Annotated in this window: 13 protein-coding genes; 4 read left to right on the forward strand and 9 right to left on the reverse strand. The window is 71.1% G+C overall.

The window, feature by feature from the left end; genetic code table 11:
• Positions 1-139 precede the first annotated feature (139 nt).
• On the forward strand, positions 140-2,101 hold the full coding sequence (locus tag RUR_RS03405; RefSeq protein WP_283133363.1) for an AfsR/SARP family transcriptional regulator: 1,962 nt from the start codon (positions 140-142) through the stop codon (positions 2,099-2,101).
• A gap of 76 nt (positions 2,102-2,177) precedes the next feature.
• Here RUR_RS03405 and RUR_RS03410 read toward each other — a convergent pair whose 3' ends face one another.
• The 3 genes from RUR_RS03410 to RUR_RS03420 are packed head-to-tail and all read right to left on the reverse strand — an operon-like array spanning position 2,178 to position 4,218.
• Positions 2,178-2,546 carry a SchA/CurD-like domain-containing protein gene (locus tag RUR_RS03410; RefSeq protein WP_283133364.1) on the reverse strand — a complete coding sequence of 123 codons (369 nt, stop codon included), beginning with the start codon at positions 2,544-2,546 and terminating at the stop codon, positions 2,178-2,180.
• A 2-nt stretch (positions 2,547-2,548) separates the two neighbouring features.
• Positions 2,549-3,742 (reverse strand): cytochrome P450, encoded by a 1,194-nt coding sequence (locus RUR_RS03415; protein WP_283133998.1) that lies wholly within the window; start codon positions 3,740-3,742, stop codon positions 2,549-2,551.
• A gap of 23 nt (positions 3,743-3,765) precedes the next feature.
• Positions 3,766-4,218, reverse strand: coding sequence for an anthrone oxygenase family protein (locus tag RUR_RS03420; protein WP_283133365.1), 453 nt, complete (start codon positions 4,216-4,218; stop codon positions 3,766-3,768).
• Positions 4,219-4,423: 205 nt separating this feature from the next.
• Between RUR_RS03420 and RUR_RS03425 the strand changes: the two genes are divergently transcribed.
• Positions 4,424-5,386: a beta-ketoacyl-ACP synthase III gene (locus RUR_RS03425; RefSeq protein ID WP_283133366.1), complete on the forward strand. Its 963-nt coding sequence runs from the start codon at positions 4,424-4,426 to the stop codon at positions 5,384-5,386.
• Here RUR_RS03425 and RUR_RS03430 read toward each other — a convergent pair whose 3' ends face one another.
• Both RUR_RS03430 and RUR_RS03435 read right to left on the reverse strand, forming a co-directional pair.
• Complete coding sequence (locus RUR_RS03430) at positions 5,387-5,731, reverse strand: helix-turn-helix transcriptional regulator (protein ID WP_283133367.1); 345 nt, start codon at positions 5,729-5,731, stop codon at positions 5,387-5,389.
• A gap of 66 nt (positions 5,732-5,797) precedes the next feature.
• A complete protein-coding gene (locus RUR_RS03435; protein WP_283133368.1) occupies positions 5,798-7,345 on the reverse strand; it encodes an FAD-dependent monooxygenase in 1,548 nt (515 codons plus the stop codon).
• Between the two features lie 11 nt (positions 7,346-7,356).
• On the opposite strand from RUR_RS03435, the gene RUR_RS03440 reads away from it, so the two are divergent.
• Positions 7,357-8,958, forward strand: a complete 1,602-nt coding sequence (locus tag RUR_RS03440) for an FAD-dependent monooxygenase (RefSeq protein WP_283133369.1) — start codon at positions 7,357-7,359, stop codon at positions 8,956-8,958.
• Between the two features lie 636 nt (positions 8,959-9,594).
• Here RUR_RS03440 and RUR_RS03445 read toward each other — a convergent pair.
• Positions 9,595-9,846, reverse strand: a complete 252-nt coding sequence (locus tag RUR_RS03445) for a PhdYeFM domain-containing protein (protein ID WP_283133370.1) — start codon at positions 9,844-9,846, stop codon at positions 9,595-9,597.
• 35 nt (positions 9,847-9,881) lie between these two features.
• Positions 9,882-11,894 (reverse strand): FAD-dependent monooxygenase, encoded by a 2,013-nt coding sequence (locus RUR_RS03450; protein WP_283133371.1) that lies wholly within the window; start codon positions 11,892-11,894, stop codon positions 9,882-9,884.
• 127 nt (positions 11,895-12,021) lie between these two features.
• Here RUR_RS03450 and RUR_RS03455 point away from each other — a divergent pair, with 127 nt between their 5' ends.
• Positions 12,022-13,185, forward strand: a complete 1,164-nt coding sequence (locus RUR_RS03455) for a cytochrome P450 (protein ID WP_283133372.1) — start codon at positions 12,022-12,024, stop codon at positions 13,183-13,185.
• Positions 13,186-13,353: 168 nt separating this feature from the next.
• Here RUR_RS03455 and RUR_RS03460 read toward each other — a convergent pair whose 3' ends face one another.
• Together RUR_RS03460 and RUR_RS03465 are read right to left on the reverse strand one after the other, a co-directional pair.
• Positions 13,354-13,887 (reverse strand): hypothetical protein, encoded by a 534-nt coding sequence (locus RUR_RS03460; RefSeq protein WP_283133373.1) that lies wholly within the window; start codon positions 13,885-13,887, stop codon positions 13,354-13,356.
• A 69-nt stretch (positions 13,888-13,956) separates the two neighbouring features.
• Positions 13,957-15,624 (reverse strand): alpha/beta hydrolase, encoded by a 1,668-nt coding sequence (locus tag RUR_RS03465; protein ID WP_283133374.1) that lies wholly within the window; start codon positions 15,622-15,624, stop codon positions 13,957-13,959.
• Positions 15,625-15,892 lie beyond the last annotated feature (268 nt).

Genomic DNA, 15,892 nt, shown 5'->3' on the forward strand with positions numbered 1-15,892 from the left:
GTAGCTTGCCTACATATACCCGGGAAGCTATCATTGAAAATCGTTCCTTGAAGCCTGGAAGTGGCGGGATAAAAGCCGCCATTCGAATGGTGAAGGCAATCGGCTCCACCACAAGACGGTGGAGTCCTTAGGAGCGAGTATGCAGTTCCACATACTGGGGGCACTCGAAGTCACGTGCGGAAGTGGGGATCTCACGCCAACAGCACCAAAAATCCGCCAGGTGCTGGCACTTCTCCTACTTCGACACAATCACATCGTTCAAACGCGCGTACTCATCGAAGAGCTGTGGGCAGAGAATCCACCGCAGAGCGCTTTGGCAACGCTCCAGACCTACATTTACAAGCTGCGAAAAATCTTGGCGGAAGATCAGCTTGGCGAGATGCTGCGTACCAAAGCCTATGGGTACGTCATCGTCGTCCCACCGGACGATCTGGACTATCGCCGGTTCGAACGGCTCCTGGCGGAGGGACAGGAAGCCTTCGACGCGGGCGAGCTGGAAAAGGCGGCGGCCCTGCTGAGCGAAGGACTTTCGCTCTGGCGGGGGCCTGCTCTGGCCGACGTCGAGGCGGGGGAGATCCTCACCGCCGAGATCACCCGGCTGGAGGAGCGCCGACTGCGGGCCCTGGAGCTGAGAATCGAGACGGATCTCCGGCTGGGGCGGCACCGCGAGCTCATCAGCGAGCTCAAAACCCTCATCTCGGCGCACCCGTTGCACGAGGCGTTCCACGGCAAGCTCATGCTGGCGCTTCACCGATCCGGCAGACGGTACGAGGCGCTCCAGGCCTATCAGGACCTGAGAAAGACACTGATCCGGGAACTCGGTCTGGAACCCTCCGCGGAGATGGCCGAACTCCACCAGATGCTGCTGTCCTCGGACTCCCCACCGGCACCGGAGGTCCAGGTCAGAGCAGTCGGCGCCGCACCGCCGGCGGGACCGGCGAGGCCCAGGCGCCTGCCACCGGCACAGCTCCCCCCGGACATCGCCGACTTCACCGGCCGGGAGGAGATCCTGCGGCGGCTCGAACGGGCGCTGCTTCCCGGCGGCGACCGGGGCACCGCGCCCCGGGTCGTCTCGATCGCGGGAATGCCGGGCTCCGGCAAGACCGCCCTCGGCGTCCGGCTCGCCCATCGGGTCCGCGCCGGATTCCCCGGCGGTCAGCTCTACGCCGACCTCCGCGGGCTCAGCAACAACCCCGTCCACCCCTCCGACGTGCTCGCCCAGTTCCTCGGGGCCGCGGGGATCGCCCCCGAGGAGATCCCGGCGACGCTGAGCGAACGCAGCAAGCTCTTCCGCACCTGGACGGCGAGCAACCAGGTCCTCATCGTCCTGGACGACGCCAGGTCGGCCGCACAGGTGCTTCCGCTGCTCCCCGGGTCCGCCGAATGCTCGGTGATCGTGACCGGCCGGTTCCACATCCCGGTGGGCGCCGAAAGCGTGACGCTCGGCATGCTCAAGCCGGACGAGGGGCTTGAGCTGCTCACCAGGACGCTCGGCAAGTTCCGGGTGAGCATGGAGCGCCAGGCGGCCGAGCGGATCGTCGCGATGTGCGGCGGGCTCCCGCTCGCGCTCCGCGCCGCCGGGGCCAGGCTCGCCGCCACCCACGGCTGGCCGCTCAGCAAACTCGCCGACCAGCTGGCCAACTCCCGGACCCGCCTCAGCATGCTCCGAGTCGGCGACCTGGACGTACGGGCCAGCCACGACAGCAGCTACCAGCGGCTGGGCGAGTCGGAGAAGAGCGCGTTCCGCGTGCTCAGCCTCCTCCCGGCCGGCGAGTTCACGGCGGCCAAGGCCGCCACCCTGCTCACCTGCGACGCCGACACGGCCGAGACGATGCTCGGACGGCTGGTGGAGAGCCATCTCCTCCTCGTGACCCGGCACGACGGCTCCGGGCTGGTGCATTACACCTACCCCGAGCTGACCCGGTTCTACGCCCGGGAGCGGCTGGACGCGCTCCTGAGTGAGGTGCCCCGGGTCACCGAGGTTCCGGCTCCCCGGCCGGGCGTCGTCTACCAGGCGGCCCAGACCCAGATGGCCGCCAAGAAGTCCCTGATCCGCACCCCCGGCCTCGACTACGGCGAGGTCCAGGGCAGGATCGCGTAGCCAACCCAGAGAAAGAGGCGGCGGGAACCGGGCCGACACCCGGTTCCCGCCGCCTCTTGTCCGGCGTGCGGGGCGCTTACCCGCGGGGGGCGAAGAACTGGGAGAGGCAGCGCATCGTGTTCTTGGCGAAGGTGGCGGCGAAGCCTTCCACCGTGGCGGTGTCGCGGGGGGCGGACAGGTAGGGGACCAGGCGTTCCTCGACTTCCCGCACCCCGGGCTGGACGGCCATGTACCGGGCGACCTCCGCCAGGTCGCCTTCGTACTCGATGAAGCGGACCATCGTGGCGTCCTTGATGAACAGCGCGGTGCCGAGCACCCGGCCCACGTCCTCGCCGGCGGCGTTGCGGACGACCGGGTCGGAAACCCGGCGGAAGCGGGCGAAGACCTCGGCGATCTCGTCCTCGTATCCGGGCTTGATGTCGTAGGTGATGGCGGTGAAAGGCATGGTCAGCTCCTTGCGTCCACGGGCAGCGCCGCGAGGCCACGAATGATCAGGTTGTCGCGGTAGCCGAGTTCCCCGCCGGCGAGCGTCAGGCCCGGGGCCCTGCGGGCGAGGGAGGCGAAGGCGATCCGCCCCTCCAGCCGGGCCAGCGGGGCGCCGACGCAGAAGTGAATGCCCCCGTCGAAGGCGAGGTGCCGGTTGTCCCGGCGGGTGAGGTCGAGCCGGTCCGGGTCGGGGAAGACCTCCGGGTCGCGGTTGGCCGCCCCGCGCAGGATGACCACCTGCTCCCCCTCCGCGATCGGATACCCGTCGATCTCCACGTCGGCGAGGACGGTCCGCCGGCTCATCTGGGTGGGCGGGTCGTAGCGGAGCAGTTCCTCCACCGCGGATTCGGCCAGACCCGGATCGTCCCGGAGCCGCCGCCACTCCCCGGGGTTGCGCATGAGGGCGAGGACCCCGTTGCCGAGGAGGTCCATCGTCGTCTCGTGGCCGGCGACGTAGAGCAGAATGCAGGTGGTGAGCAGCTCGCCCTCGGTGAGGCCCTCCCCTTCGCTCCGGGCCGCGACCAATTCGGACAGCAGGTCGGCGGCGGGCCGGTCCCGGCGTTCGGCGATGAGGGCCCGGAAGTACTCGTCGAACGCGGTGAACGCCTCCGCCCTGCGGCGCACCTGGTCGGGTTCGTGCCGGAAGTCGGGGTCCACGCCCCGGGCGACCACGTGCGACAGCTCTTTGATCAGGTGCCGGTCGGCGGCGGGCACCCCGAGCAGCTCGCTGATGACGGTGACCGGGAGCGGGTGCGCGAAGGTCGCCATGAAGTCGACCGGCCCCGCCCCGACGACCTCGTCGAGGAGCGCGTCGACGACCTCCTGGATCCGGCCGGCGAGCCGGTCGACGATGCGCGGGGTGAAGGCCTTGTTGACCAGGGAACGCAGCCGGGTGTGCTCCGGCGGGTCGAGCAGGATGAACGGTTTGCTCCGGCCTTCCACGGGCCGGCGGAAGCTGTTCTCCTGCAGCACCCGCCCGCTGCCGTGCCCGAACCGGCGGTCCCGGAAGACCTCCGCGCACTCCCGGTACCGGCTCAGCAGCCAGTGCCCGCGCGGGGTCCGGTAGACGGGCGCCTCCCGCCGGAGCCGGTGATAGGACGGATAGGGGTCGGCTCGGTAAGCCGGGTCGAGCGGGTCGAAGTCGAGGACCGGCATGGTCTTCACAGCGTTCGGCTCCTTCAGGTGAGCGTGGCGGCCACGCTGCCGGCCACGAGGGCGAGTACGGCCAGCGCGGTGCGCAGCAGATGCCACCGCCGCCACAGCGGCCGGGGGTCGGTCCAGTCGCCCGGCATGTCCTCGGGGTCCAGCGCCCGCATCTGCCGGTTGATCGGCACGTTGCACAGGTGCGAGACGACGGAGACGCCGAGGAGCAGGACCGCGGCGACCAGGAAGAGCGCGGCCGGGAGCCCGCCGGGGGCGAGGAACACCAGCGCCACGTCGGCCGCGGTCGTGGTGAGCACGATGGCCGGCATGGTCGGATCCCAGTTACGGCCGAGCAGCTTGTGGGTGTAGATGTAGCGGCCCGGCGGCATCGCCATGAGCGCGGGCACCGTGCTCAGCGCGACGGCGAACAGCACCCCGGCGATCAGGCCGCCGCCCAGCAGGGCCACGACGCTCAGCAGACCCGTCAACGTCCTTCTCCTCCGCGAGGTGGTCCGGGAGATCGGGACCAGGATGTGCCCGCGGGCTAGAGCCCCGCTGGGGCGCGGGGCCCACGGGACGGCCGCCGCAGGCCGTACCGGCGACAAGTGGTCGTCGAGGAGGGCTCGATCCGGGGGCTAAGGGGGGCGGGCAGTCTCGGTGCGGACGAACCGTCTCGCGGATGGAGGCCTGGTGATGGGTTTGTCGGTGCCACCGGGGGCTTCGGGCACCCGAATCGTCTCGATGGGTCACTATCAGCCGGCGAACGTGGTCACCAACGCCGATCTGGCGCCGTCGATCGGCATCGGGGACGAGTGGATCCGCAATCGGGTGGGGATCGCCGCCCGGCGGATCGCCGACCCCGGGGAGAGCGTGGTCGACATGGCGACGGCGGCGGCGAGCAAGGCGCTGGCCGCCGGTGGCCTGACCCCGGATGTGATCGACCTGGTCATCGTGGCCACCTGCAGCTCCGAGAGCAGCATGCCGAACGCCGCCTCCCAGGTGGCGCACGCGCTGGGGGTGCCGAGTCCCGGCGCCTACGACGTCAACGCGGCCTGCGCGGGTTTCAGCTACGCGCTCGCACTGGCCAGCGACGGGGTACGGGCCGGGTCGGCCCGCCACGTGCTGGTGGTGGGCGCGGAGAAGATGTCGGCGTGGACCGACGGCGGCGACCGGACGACCGGGATCATCTTCGCCGACGGAGCGGGCGCCGCGGTGGTCGGCCCGAGCGCCCGGCCGGGGATCGGCCCGGTGGTCTGGGGCAGCGCGGGCCATCTCGGGGACAAGATCACCATCAAGGATCGGCACTCGTCGATCCGGCAGCAGGGTCAGGCCGTGTTCCGCTGGGCGATCACATCGCTCCACCCCGTGGCGCTGGAGGCGTGCCGCAGGGCCGGGGTGGACCCGTCGGACCTGGCGGCGTTCGTCCCCCATCAGGCGAATCTGCGGATCGTGGAGGCGATCGCCGCCAAGATTCAGGCCGGTACCGCCGTCATCGCCCGGGACGTGGTCGAGTCGGGCAACACCTCGGCGGCGTCGATCCCGCTGGCGCTTTCCCGCATGATCGAACGCGGGGAGGTCCCGTCCGGGGCGCCCGCCCTGCTGCTGGGGTTCGGCGCCGGGCTCACCTACGCGGCGCAGGTGGTGACGGTCCCCTGACTACGCGGCCCGGGCGAGGAAGCAGCCGGCGCGCCGCGCGCGCCGGGACACGGCCGTGGCCTGCGCCTTGCGGCGCTTGCGCCGGCCGGCGAGCACCCGGCGCCCGGCGCGGGTGATCCGGTAGGCGCGGCGCAGCCGGCCCGCCGAGAACCGCCAGGAGGCGGTGAGGAGCCCGAGTCGCTCCAGTCTGCGCAGCGAACCGAGCAGCTTGCCGAGCGGCGGGGTGAACCGCCTGCCGACGAGGGTGGAGATCGCCTGCATGACGGCGTAGCCCTCCAGCTGACGGTCCCTGAGGACGGCAAGGATGAGGTCGTCCGCCTCGTCCTGCCCTGGATCCACATCCATGTAGGCAGTCTACACATAATGGTACGACTGCCTACATATCATGCGACTTTCGTTTGTTGTTCAGAATCAGGTGACCGGCAGGACTCCGGTGAGGTAGCGGCGCAGTGAGTCCAGGTCACCCGCGGGGCCGCACAGCCCCGCGTGGCCGTCCGGCCGTACCAGGCAGATCGCGGGCACCGGCGCGTACCCGTCCGCCACCACCCGGACCTCCGCGCCGTGCCTCCGGGCCAGCGCCGCCGGCGCCGCCGGCCCCTCGCGCCCGGACAACCCGGGAAAGACCAGCAGCGTCCAGCCGGGTCCCCCCGCCGACACCCCCGGAACCAGCCCCGCCGGGGGCCGCCCGCCCGCCGCGATCCCGGGCAGCCCCCGATCGTCGCCCGGCCAGCGGTCCACCGACAGCGGACTCTCCCGGTAGACCACCGGCGGCTGGGTCCGGACGTCCACCCGCCCCACGCTCAGCCGCGGCCGGTGCGTCGCCTCCGGGTCGGCGCTGGTGCCGTACTCCAGCACCCGCCCGGTACGCTCCGCCAGCTCCAGCGCCACCCGGCGCCGCTCGGCGTCGTAGCTGTCCAGCAGGAACGGCGGCGCGGACCCCCGGACCACATGGGCCAGCTTCCAGCCGAGGTTGAAGGCGTCCTGGACACCGCTGTTCATCCCCTGCACGGTCATCGGCAGCAGCGTCGCCGCGCCGCCCGCGAGCAGGAACCGCCCCGACCGGAACGACCCCGCGACCCGGCTCCTCGGCCGGGCCGTCCACAGGCAGGGCTCGGCCTCCGGCCGGATGTCCAGCCCGGTGGCGTCCCGCAGCGCCGACACCACCCGGGCCACCCCCGGCTCGGCGTCCCCGTCGAGCAGGTCGCCCGTCATCAGGAACATCCGGTGCCGGCCACCCGGCAGCGGCACGAACCCGGCCGTCCCCGACTCCACCAGGAACACGTGCTCCTCGTCGTGCGGGAACCGCCCGGCGGGGAACACCCGGGCGTCCAGCTGGGCGATCCCCACCCCCGGATAGCGCGTCGCGGGCGGCTGCCCGGGCAGACCCGGCACCGTACCGGCGTCCCCGGTCGCGGCGACGAACCACGCCGCCTCAGCCGTGTCCTTTCCGGACAGTACGGCCGTCACGGCGTCGTCGTCCTGCTCCACCCGGGTCACCCGGACCCCCCACTCCACCCGGACCCCGAGCCGCTCCAGCTGCCTGGTGAGCACCCGCTCGGTGACCTCCTGCGGGCAGATCAACGGGGTCGGCCACGGGTGGTCCGGCTCGTTCAACTCGTGCCGGAAGGCGTCCCGGCCGAGATGGAAGACCTTGGCCCGCATCGGCTGGGCCCGTACCGCCAGCTCGCCGACGGGAACCCCCGCGAGGGAGAGCGCCGACAGCGTGGCCGGCCACAGGTTGCAGCACCGGGTACCCGGCTGCGGGCCCGGACGCCCGTCCACGATCCGGCAGCGCACGCCGTACCCGGCGAGGGTCACGGCCGCGGTCAGACCGACCGGCCCCGCCCCGGCGACAATCACATCCACGTCCATGCCGCGAATGTGGCCCAGCCTGCTCGCACCCTCCTGGACCCCGGCGCGAGAGCGGGCCTCGACCGGCGCTCCAGCCGCCTCACCCATGATCGACACCGGTGACGACGACTACCCCGGGGTTGGCGATGACAGAGCAGTGCGAAGTCCTTGTCGTCGGTGGCGGCCTGGTCGGCCTCTCCACCGCGGTCTTTCTCGCCTGGCACGGAGTGGGGACGACGGTCGTCGAAAGGCGCCCGCACGAACTGCTCCACCCGAGGGCCAGGGCGATCAACCCGCGAACCGTCGAGCTCTACCGGTCGGTCGGCCTGGAGGAGGCGATCCTCAAGGGCCGCTCCCGCGTCTACGACGACCGCTCCGAGATCCTCTACGCGGAGACGCTCACCGGCGAGGAACTGCGGCGCGTCCCGATGACCCCGCCCGCCCCGCCGAACGGAGGCGACGCCGTCAGTCCCTGCCCGTGGGCCCCCATCGACCAGGACAAACTCGAGATCCTGGTACGGGCTCGCGCCGAAGCGCTCGGCGCCGACGTCCGGTTCTCCACCGAGCTCGTCTCCCTCGCCCACGACGAGACCGGCGTCACCGCGACCCTCGCCGGCGGCGGCCGGATCCGGGCCCGGTACGCGATCGGGGCCGACGGCCACCGCAGCCTCGTCCGTGACCTGCTCGGCATCCCCGCGACCGGACCGGGCGGACTCGGCCGTACCGTCAACTTCGTGTTCACCGCCGACCTCGGGCAGGCCATGCGCGGCAGGCACATCGGAGTCGCCCACCTGTCCGAGCCGGAACCGGGCACCGTCCTGCTCCCGCACGACGGCGCAGGGCGCTGGGTCCTCGGCATCCCCTACCACCCCGAACAGGGACAGACCCTCGCCGACTTCACCCCCGACCGCTGCGCCGAGACCGTCCGCGCCGCCGCCGGGCTCCCCGGCCTCGCCGTCACCGTCGAACCCCAGCTCGCCGACGGCACCACCGCCCTCGCCTACGAGATCGAAGGCCGCGTCGCGCAGCGCTTCCGCGCCGGCCGGGTCTTCCTCGTCGGCGACGCCGCGCACGTGATGCCGCCCACCGGCGCGTTCGGGGCCAGCACCGGCATCCAGGACGCGCACAACCTGGCGTGGAAGCTCGCCGCCGTACTACGGGGCCGGGCCGGGGACGCGCTGCTCGACACCTACGACGCCGAACGCCGCCCCGTCGCCGACTTCACGCTGCGGCAGGCGCTCCTGCAGCTCGTCGACCGCACCGGACGCCCGGTCCCGGCCGAGTACCTCGCCGAACCGTGCGACTACGACGCGGTGGTCTTCGGACACACCTACCGCTCCGCCGCCGTCGAGGCGGGTGAGCCGCTGCCCGCCGCGCTGCCCCCGCACGAGCTCACCGGGCAGCCCGGCACCCGGGCGCCGCATGTCCTTGTCGAGCGGTACGGCCTGCGGCACTCGATCCTGGACCTGTTCGGCGCCGCCCCGGTCCTGCTCGCCGCGCCCAAGGCCACAGAGTGGGCCGAAGCCGGACACGCCGCAGGCGTCGTCACCTACCTCCTGGACGGCGACGTCCAGGACGTGACCGGGCGTTTCGCGGACGTCTACGGCCTCACCCCGGAAGGCGCCGTCCTGGTCCGCCCCGACGGCTTCGTCGCCTGGCGCTCCCCCGCCGGGGGGCATGCCGAGCTTCGGGACGTGGTGGACCGCCTGCTCGCCCTGTAGGCACAGTCCAGGAGAAACAACGGACGTGCGGTACCCCCGTCAGGTGAGTCCGGGCTTACAAGAACAGTATTTTTTGACATTGACCGCGGTCGGTTCGCGCCGGACAAAGACCGTCCGGCGCGAACCGCCGCGCGTATTCGCCCGCCGCAAAGGACGTGCGGCGTGCGAATACGGACGTAACACCTCAAGCACCTAGCTAGCATCCAGCCATACTGACAACCAGAACCTGGATACCACATAGAAACCCCCGGGCCTACTGGGTGCGGCCTCTGACCTGCTCTGTCTTGCTGGGTAGGCACGTGCACGCTCGAAACGCGGCAGCGTCTGGACTGAGTGAATCTTGCGCCGCGCCAGCGGCGCAAAATTCAGGAGGGAAGACGCTGCCTTGTCGGCGTTTCGAGCCGGCCGAGCGGAGCTCGGCCCAAAGATACTGGTTCTTGACGGTGACTTCGCTTAACGCGGTCCCCACGTGCGTTGTCCTCCCCCGGCCGTGCCTACCCGTCCACCGCCGGCTATACCGACAACCGGATGTGGTAGCCCTGTAGGGAGTCTCGGGCTTACCGGATATAGCCTCTGACCTGCCCTGTCTCACGGGCTGGGCATGGCCAGGCCTCGTGTGTTCGTCGAGGAGTGCTCTCAGTTGTCGAAAGGGCCGGCTGTGCCAAGGTGCCCGTCGGGCTCTCGGCGGAGCTCCTCGGGGTCGGCGTTCGGCAGCCTGCGGTGGCGGGCGACAAGTTCCTCCGCGGTCAGGCGTGGTCGGCGGGGCAGCGGACGGAGCTCCGCGATCCCGATGCCGTTCCGGGTGATCTGATAGGTCTCGCCCGATTCCACCGAGTCCAGGATGGACTCCAGGTTGCCGAAGAACTCCTGTTCGGTGATGGCTGCCATAACCCAGATGTAGCACGTCGAACATCGAGGGTGGGCTAAAACGGGGGGAACGTCTGGGAGGCGGTGAGGGTGTAGATCTCGTAGTGGCCGTTGGGGCGGTCTCGGTCCTGGAAGGGGCGGAGGGCTGAGGGGTGGCCCTTCCTGCGGTGCTCGCGCTCCCAGGTGGTGAAGGCCTTGAGGTTGGCCCAGTCCATGACGAGCAGGTAGCGGCCAAGGCCGGCCTTGGCCTTGAGCAGCTCGTCGCCGTACAGGCCGGGAACCCCCTCCAGGTGGTCGCGGGTACGCCCGTAGGCGGCCTCGACCGACCCGCGCTCGTCCGCGCCTTCCCTGAGATACACGACGACCCGGACCCGCGGGGTTTCCGGGCGAGGCGCCGCATCGGCCAGCACCTCCGTAGCGTCGTGAACGGATTCGGCGAGCGCCGCCCCGACCTGGCGGATCGCGTCCGCGGACGAACCGGGGACATCCTTGGGTCCCACCGAAAGCGCCGCGGCCGTACCGGAGTCGGCTTCCGACGGGAGGGTACGGCGGAGCGCGTGCGCCAGGGCTTCGCCGAGCTCGCGGGCCGGGTCTACAGGATCGGGGCCGGATCGCCAGGCGACGAACCCGTCGGGCCTGACCAGGGTCGCCCCGGCCTTGTCCACGGAGGGGTCCTCGACGACGTAGCAGGCCAGGGGAACGCCGAGACCCGCCGCGCAGGTGCCCGCAACCCGGCGGTACGCCGTGTCGTCCGGGCCGGTCAGAAGGGTGAAGCCCCGGCGGAACAGGTCGATCGTGGAGCGGCCGTCGGCCAGGGCGACGTGGGGTGCCCGGGTGCCGACGCGGCCCGACGGGACGTCCTCCCAGGCCCCGTCGTCGTAGGCCTGGCCGAGCACGACCGTCCGGTCGGAGACGATCGCCGGGTCGGCGGCCGGGGGCGGCCCGCCCGCGCCGATCCGGGGCCGTTCCCTGGAACGCAGCACAGCCTGGGTCACGGTCGCCTCGGCGACCGGGCGCCGCTCGGCGTCATAGGTGCCGAGCAGGGCGGCCCCCGCTTGGCCGCGGAGCACGGCGGCGAGCTTCCAGGCCAGATTGTGCGCGTCCTGGATGCCGGTGTTCGAGCCGAACGCCCCGGTCGGCGGCATGACGTGGGCCGCGTCCCCCACCAGGAACACCCGGCCGTCGCCGAACCGCTCCGCCACCCGTCCCGCGGACTCCCACGGCAGGGCGCCCTTGATCGCCACCTCCAGCTCGGGGAGTCCGGCCGCGGCCCGTACCAGCTCCCGGCAGCGCTCCTCGGTGAAACCCGCCGCGCCGTCCGGGCCGGTCATCACGTGCAGCATCCAGCGGTCGGCGTTGTTCACCGGCAGCAGCGCGCAGGGCACACCCGCCTTGGTGAGGTAGCACATGATGAACCTGCGGTCGCCGAGCGCGGCACGCAGATCGGCCTCGAACTGGATGTTCACGAAGTGGCCGAGCGTCCCCGCCCCGTCGAAGGGGATGCCGAGACTCCGCCGTATCGGGCTTCCCGCCCCGTCCGCCGCGATCAGGTACTCCGCGTGGACGACGTGCTCCTCGCCGTCCGACGCGTCGCGCAGCACCGCCCGTACCCCGGCTGAGTCCTGCTCGAACCCGGTGAGCTCGACGCCGAGCCGGATCTCCCCGCCCAGCTCGGCCGCCCGCCCCCGCAGCAGCGGCTCCAGCTCGTCCTGATGGCACATGCACCACGAGGACGGGCTCAGCCCCGCGTACGGCGCCGAGCCGAACATGAAGTACTCCTGCCGCAGCTCCCCCACCTCGGGCCCGGCGAGGGTCTCGGCGGCGATCACCCCGCTGTTCCCGGCGAGCGCCCGGGCCGACTCGGCGGCCAGCACCCGCTCCTCCAGCCCGAGGACCCGCAGGAGTTCCATCGTCCGCGGGTTGATCCCCCGGGCGCGCGGGTGGGTGGACAGGCCGCGCCGGCGCTCCACGGTCAGCGAGTCCACCCCGTGCCAGGACAGGAAGGCCGACATCGACAGGCCGACCAATCCCCCTCCGACGACAAGCACCTGTGTGGTCTGGGGAAACACCGTGCTACCTCCCTTTCCGGCGGCCCCGCCGGTCGGGTGGCAGCCTGCCAGGGCCGGCTCAAGGCGTGATCGAGCGTGCTCCCCGGACTCCAGCGGGCGTCGACCGCCGTGCCGCACCCTCGTCGGCATGGAGCTGGAATTCCCCCTCACCGCCCCGGTGCCGCTGGAGCCCGCACCCGAGTTCGCCACCCTGCGGCGGAGCTGCCCCGTGGCGCGGGTACGGCTGCCGAGCGGGGACCGCGCATGGCTGGTCACCGGCTACGCGGGCAACCGCAGCCTGTTCGCCGACCCGCTGCTCAGCCGGGCCGCGTCCGCCGCCGAAGGGGCGCCCCGGCTCCGCGCCGCCCCGCTGGACCCCTGCGCCCTCACCACCATGGACCCGCCCGAGCACACCAGGATCCGCCGGACGGTGATGGGCGCGTTCACCGCCTCGCGGGTGGAGGCCATGCGCCCGGGGGTCGACGCGCTGGCGAACACCCTGCTGGACGACCTGCGGGCGGCCGGTCCCCCCGGTGACCTGGTCGCCGGCTACGCCCGGCCGCTGAGCATCGCCGTCATCGGGGAGCTGCTCGGCGTACCGGAGGGGGACCGGCCGAGGTTCCGCCGGTGGACCGAGGACCACCTCGGCACCTCCCCCGAGGCGATCCGCGCCGCCGACGCCGCCCTCCGGGCGTACTTCACCGACCTGATCGCCGACGGCGGCGGGGACGGCCTGATCGGCGCGCTCGCCACGGAGAACCGGCTCAGCCGGGACGAGCTGGTCTCCCTCGGCATCACCCTGATCGTCGCCGGGTACGAGACCGTGGCCAACACGATCGCCGCCGGGACCGTCGTCCTGCTACTCCGCCCGCCCCTGTTCACCCGGCTGCGGGACCACCCCGGCCTGGTCCCCTCGGCCGTCGAGGAGCTGCTGCGCTTCACCCCGATCTCGGTGAGCGGCGGCACGATCCGGGTGGCGACCGGCGACACGGCCATCGGCGACGTACCCATCCGGACCGGTGAGGCCGTGCTGCCCGCCACCGTCTCCGCCAACCGGGACGCCGCCGTCTTCCCCGACCCGGACGTCTTCGACATCGCCCGCGACCCCAACCCGCACATCGCCTTCGGCCACGGCATCCACCGCTGCCTCGGCGCCCACCTGGCCAGAATGGAACTCCAGGTCGCCTTCGGCGTCCTCGCCGCCCGCCTCCCCTCGCTCCGCCTCGCCGCCCCCCTCACCGACATCCCCTGGCGCCGGAACGGCATGATCCGCGGCCCGCGAGAACTCCCGGTGATGTGGGACTCCCCTTAGCACCGGACTCGGCGGCTGTACGGCGTCACGCCGGTCGGCCCGGACGACCTTCCGACAAGAGGTCGCCACGGAGAACCCTCGACTTCGCCGGGGTCGAGAACACCCGTACCGGCGGCTATCTGACAAAACCCCAACGACTGACCGATCATTGGTTCACCCGCGGCGAGGCTAGAATCCGGTGCCTTCCGCAGGACTCGGCTCAGGCGTCCCGTTCGGCCAGAAACAGGTGGATGTCACACCGATATGGAGGGTCTGATCATCCGACTTGTTCATGGCGAGGATGAACTCATCAGGTGTGCTGAAGCCGTTGAGCTCGGGTTCACCCTCCTCAAAACCGCGTGCGCTCCTGATCGAGTAGCCTTTGCTCTCCCAGTTACGCTGTATCTTCCGGGCAACCTCAACAAGTCGCCCTGCCGGAACATCACGCAGCCAGTAGCCGCGGGACAGGACCAACCGCTCCTCCGACCCCCCATCTGTCGGATCCAAACAGTGTGCCGGGGTTAGCGACGGCTCAAACAGCTCCAAACGAGGCCTGGGCTCGACCCCCGCCACGGCCTGCTGCACCAGCTCTTCCAGCCGGGCGATCACCTGTGGCTGTGTGATGGTCGGCTTGTCGTCGTCTCGCATCGTCATTCCCCGTCCGCAACCGGTCAGCACAGAAAGAACAACCACCGCCGCGATCGCCTGACGCAATCCGGGCATTAGCACACCTTCTCCACTATCGGCATACAACCGTGACCGACTGCGATGACCCCCAAGGAACCAGGTGGGTTACTCCCATAGTGACCCTCTCTTCGGGCTCTTCGGGTACTTCGAGTTCGCTTCCGAGGGGTCCGGCAGCGGCCAAGTGTGGATGTCCTTGTGGTCGGTCACGACCTTGGCCAGGGACTGCAGCGATGTCGAATACACATCCCAGTAGCTGGAGTGGGGGTTTGTCACCGGTCCCTGCGTTACCGGGAGCGCACGGGCGCCAAAGTGCGGCTCACTGGGATCCTGCCCGAACCATCGAAAGTCAGCTACCGGATCCCCTTCCACTTCCCCCACCCACACCTTCCTGGGGTCAATCCCAAGATGAGACGCCTCACGAACCCCGACCCCGGGGCTACCCACGAAGACGAACCGGTCGGCCAAAGCACCCGGCCTCAGCTCAGCCGCCTTTCCAGTCACCAGCGACCCGTAACTGTGCCCCAGGATCGTCAGCCCGTCCGGTCCCTCCCCCCGATGGGTGGCCCGCAGCCCGTCGGTGAATCCCGCCAGGATGGCCCCTCCCCTCTCCGCAGGGTTGTCCAGGACCACCGACTTTCCCGGGTTCGTTATGTCGGAGGCAGAGAGCTGCGGGGCGTCATAACCCAACCATGCGATCGAAGCGACCGTCTGTCCCTCGCCCCATCGACGGGTCTCGTCCCAGAGCTTCCGAGCTCTTTCGAAGTCCCCTGCGGCGCTGTCCAGGTTGGTGGTGAGGCCGGGGACGTAGGCGACCACCTGGTCGGCGGTGTCGGGGTCGCCGTAGGAGATGACGGCGCGGCCGACCGGGCCTCCGGGGTCGAAGGCGAGGAGAAGGGCCGCGGGACGGCCGTTGATCCCGCCGGCGGCCAGCCCGCCTTCCACCTGGCCGACCCGCTGGAGGATCCGGCGTTGTTCCGCCGCCTTCTCCTCCCAGCCTTCGGGTTTGCGGGACAGGATGTCGTTCAGGGCACGTTGGGCGGCGGCCTTGCGCTGCCCCAGCACCGTGCGGTTGGCGCTGTCGCGGACCCCGGACGGGATGCCGTTGAGCCTGCCCAGCCCGACGGGATCGCTTGCGAGCAACGCGGCTCTGGTCGCGGCGTCCAGGGTGATCCACCAGGTGTTGATCCGGGCCGCCAGGCCGGGGTCGGTCCCGCGTTCCTGGAGTTTCATGAGCCGGTCGAAGGAGGCGTCGTCCCCGGTCTGGGCCTCCGCGAGGAGTTTGCCGGCGCCCGCGGGGTCGGGGGCGTGCCCGCCGAACAGCCCGTATCCGGTCATCCCCGCGGTGAACGGGAGTTCGGGGCCGGTACGGCGGATCGCGTCGAGCCGCCGGGCGAGGTCGGTGACCTGGCCGGCCGCCCATTCCCCGGCTGTCCCGACGGTCCGGCCGGGGGCCGCGGGCACGCAGAGGGCGGTGAGTTCGCCGTGGATCCGGGGACCGGCCTGGGTGAGCTGGTCGCCGGCCCGCCGGAGTTCGGCGATCAGGTGCTCCAACCGTGCCGGGTCGATGCCGGTGAACGAGCCCGGTGGGGAGGTGGCCACGGTGATTTGGGTTGACACCCGTGGGAGCGCCGGGACCTGCCCGCCGAGCTGTCTGATCCGATGCGCGACGTTCTCCATGGCTTCGGTGAGCGCCTGCTGGAGGGCGCGCCGCCGCTGCGTGAGTTCGTCGGTGAACTTGGTGGAGCCACCGCCGACCCAGGTCAGGCCGCTCATCGACACCAGCGGTCCGTCGAGGAGCCGATGCGTTTCCCCTGCGATGCGAATAATCCGGCCGAGCGCTTGCTCTTCTGCCCTAGCGGATCCCACCCCGGTATCCACGAGTGATCACAATGGCACAGCGCCGAAGGTTCGCCAACCCAATCTGACACACCGGCTTTACTCCCGGCGGAGAAACCTGGGCTCCAACTCGCTTGAGCCGCCGCAGGCCGGAAGCGGGTCGTCGTCCGGTACGGGCTGCGCCTTCGACCACTCGGGCATGGCG

The sequence above is a fragment of the Rhizohabitans arisaemae genome, from assembly GCF_025996515.1.
In the GTDB taxonomy this organism is placed as follows: Bacteria; Actinomycetota; Actinomycetes; order Streptosporangiales; family Streptosporangiaceae; genus Rhizohabitans; species Rhizohabitans arisaemae.

What these genes read in the sequence shown, in the direction of transcription:
- RUR_RS03405 (WP_283133363.1), top strand. Translation starts at nt 140, where the DNA reads ATGCAGTTCCACATACTGGGGGCACTCGAAGTCACGTGCGGAAGTGGG.
- RUR_RS03410 (WP_283133364.1), bottom strand. Translation starts at nt 2,546, where the DNA reads ATGCCTTTCACCGCCATCACCTACGACATCAAGCCCGGATACGAGGAC.
- RUR_RS03415 (WP_283133998.1), bottom strand. Translation starts at nt 3,742, where the DNA reads ATGCCGGTCCTCGACTTCGACCCGCTCGACCCGGCTTACCGAGCCGAC.
- RUR_RS03425 (WP_283133366.1), top strand. Translation starts at nt 4,424, where the DNA reads ATGGGTTTGTCGGTGCCACCGGGGGCTTCGGGCACCCGAATCGTCTCG.
- RUR_RS03430 (WP_283133367.1), bottom strand. Translation starts at nt 5,731, where the DNA reads ATGGATGTGGATCCAGGGCAGGACGAGGCGGACGACCTCATCCTTGCC.
- RUR_RS03435 (WP_283133368.1), bottom strand. Translation starts at nt 7,345, where the DNA reads ATGGGTGAGGCGGCTGGAGCGCCGGTCGAGGCCCGCTCTCGCGCCGGG.
- RUR_RS03445 (WP_283133370.1), bottom strand. Translation starts at nt 9,846, where the DNA reads ATGGCAGCCATCACCGAACAGGAGTTCTTCGGCAACCTGGAGTCCATC.
- RUR_RS03455 (WP_283133372.1), top strand. Translation starts at nt 12,022, where the DNA reads ATGGAGCTGGAATTCCCCCTCACCGCCCCGGTGCCGCTGGAGCCCGCA.
- RUR_RS03460 (WP_283133373.1), bottom strand. Translation starts at nt 13,887, where the DNA reads ATGCCCGGATTGCGTCAGGCGATCGCGGCGGTGGTTGTTCTTTCTGTG.
- RUR_RS03465 (WP_283133374.1), bottom strand. Translation starts at nt 15,624, where the DNA reads ATGAGCGGCCTGACCTGGGTCGGCGGTGGCTCCACCAAGTTCACCGAC.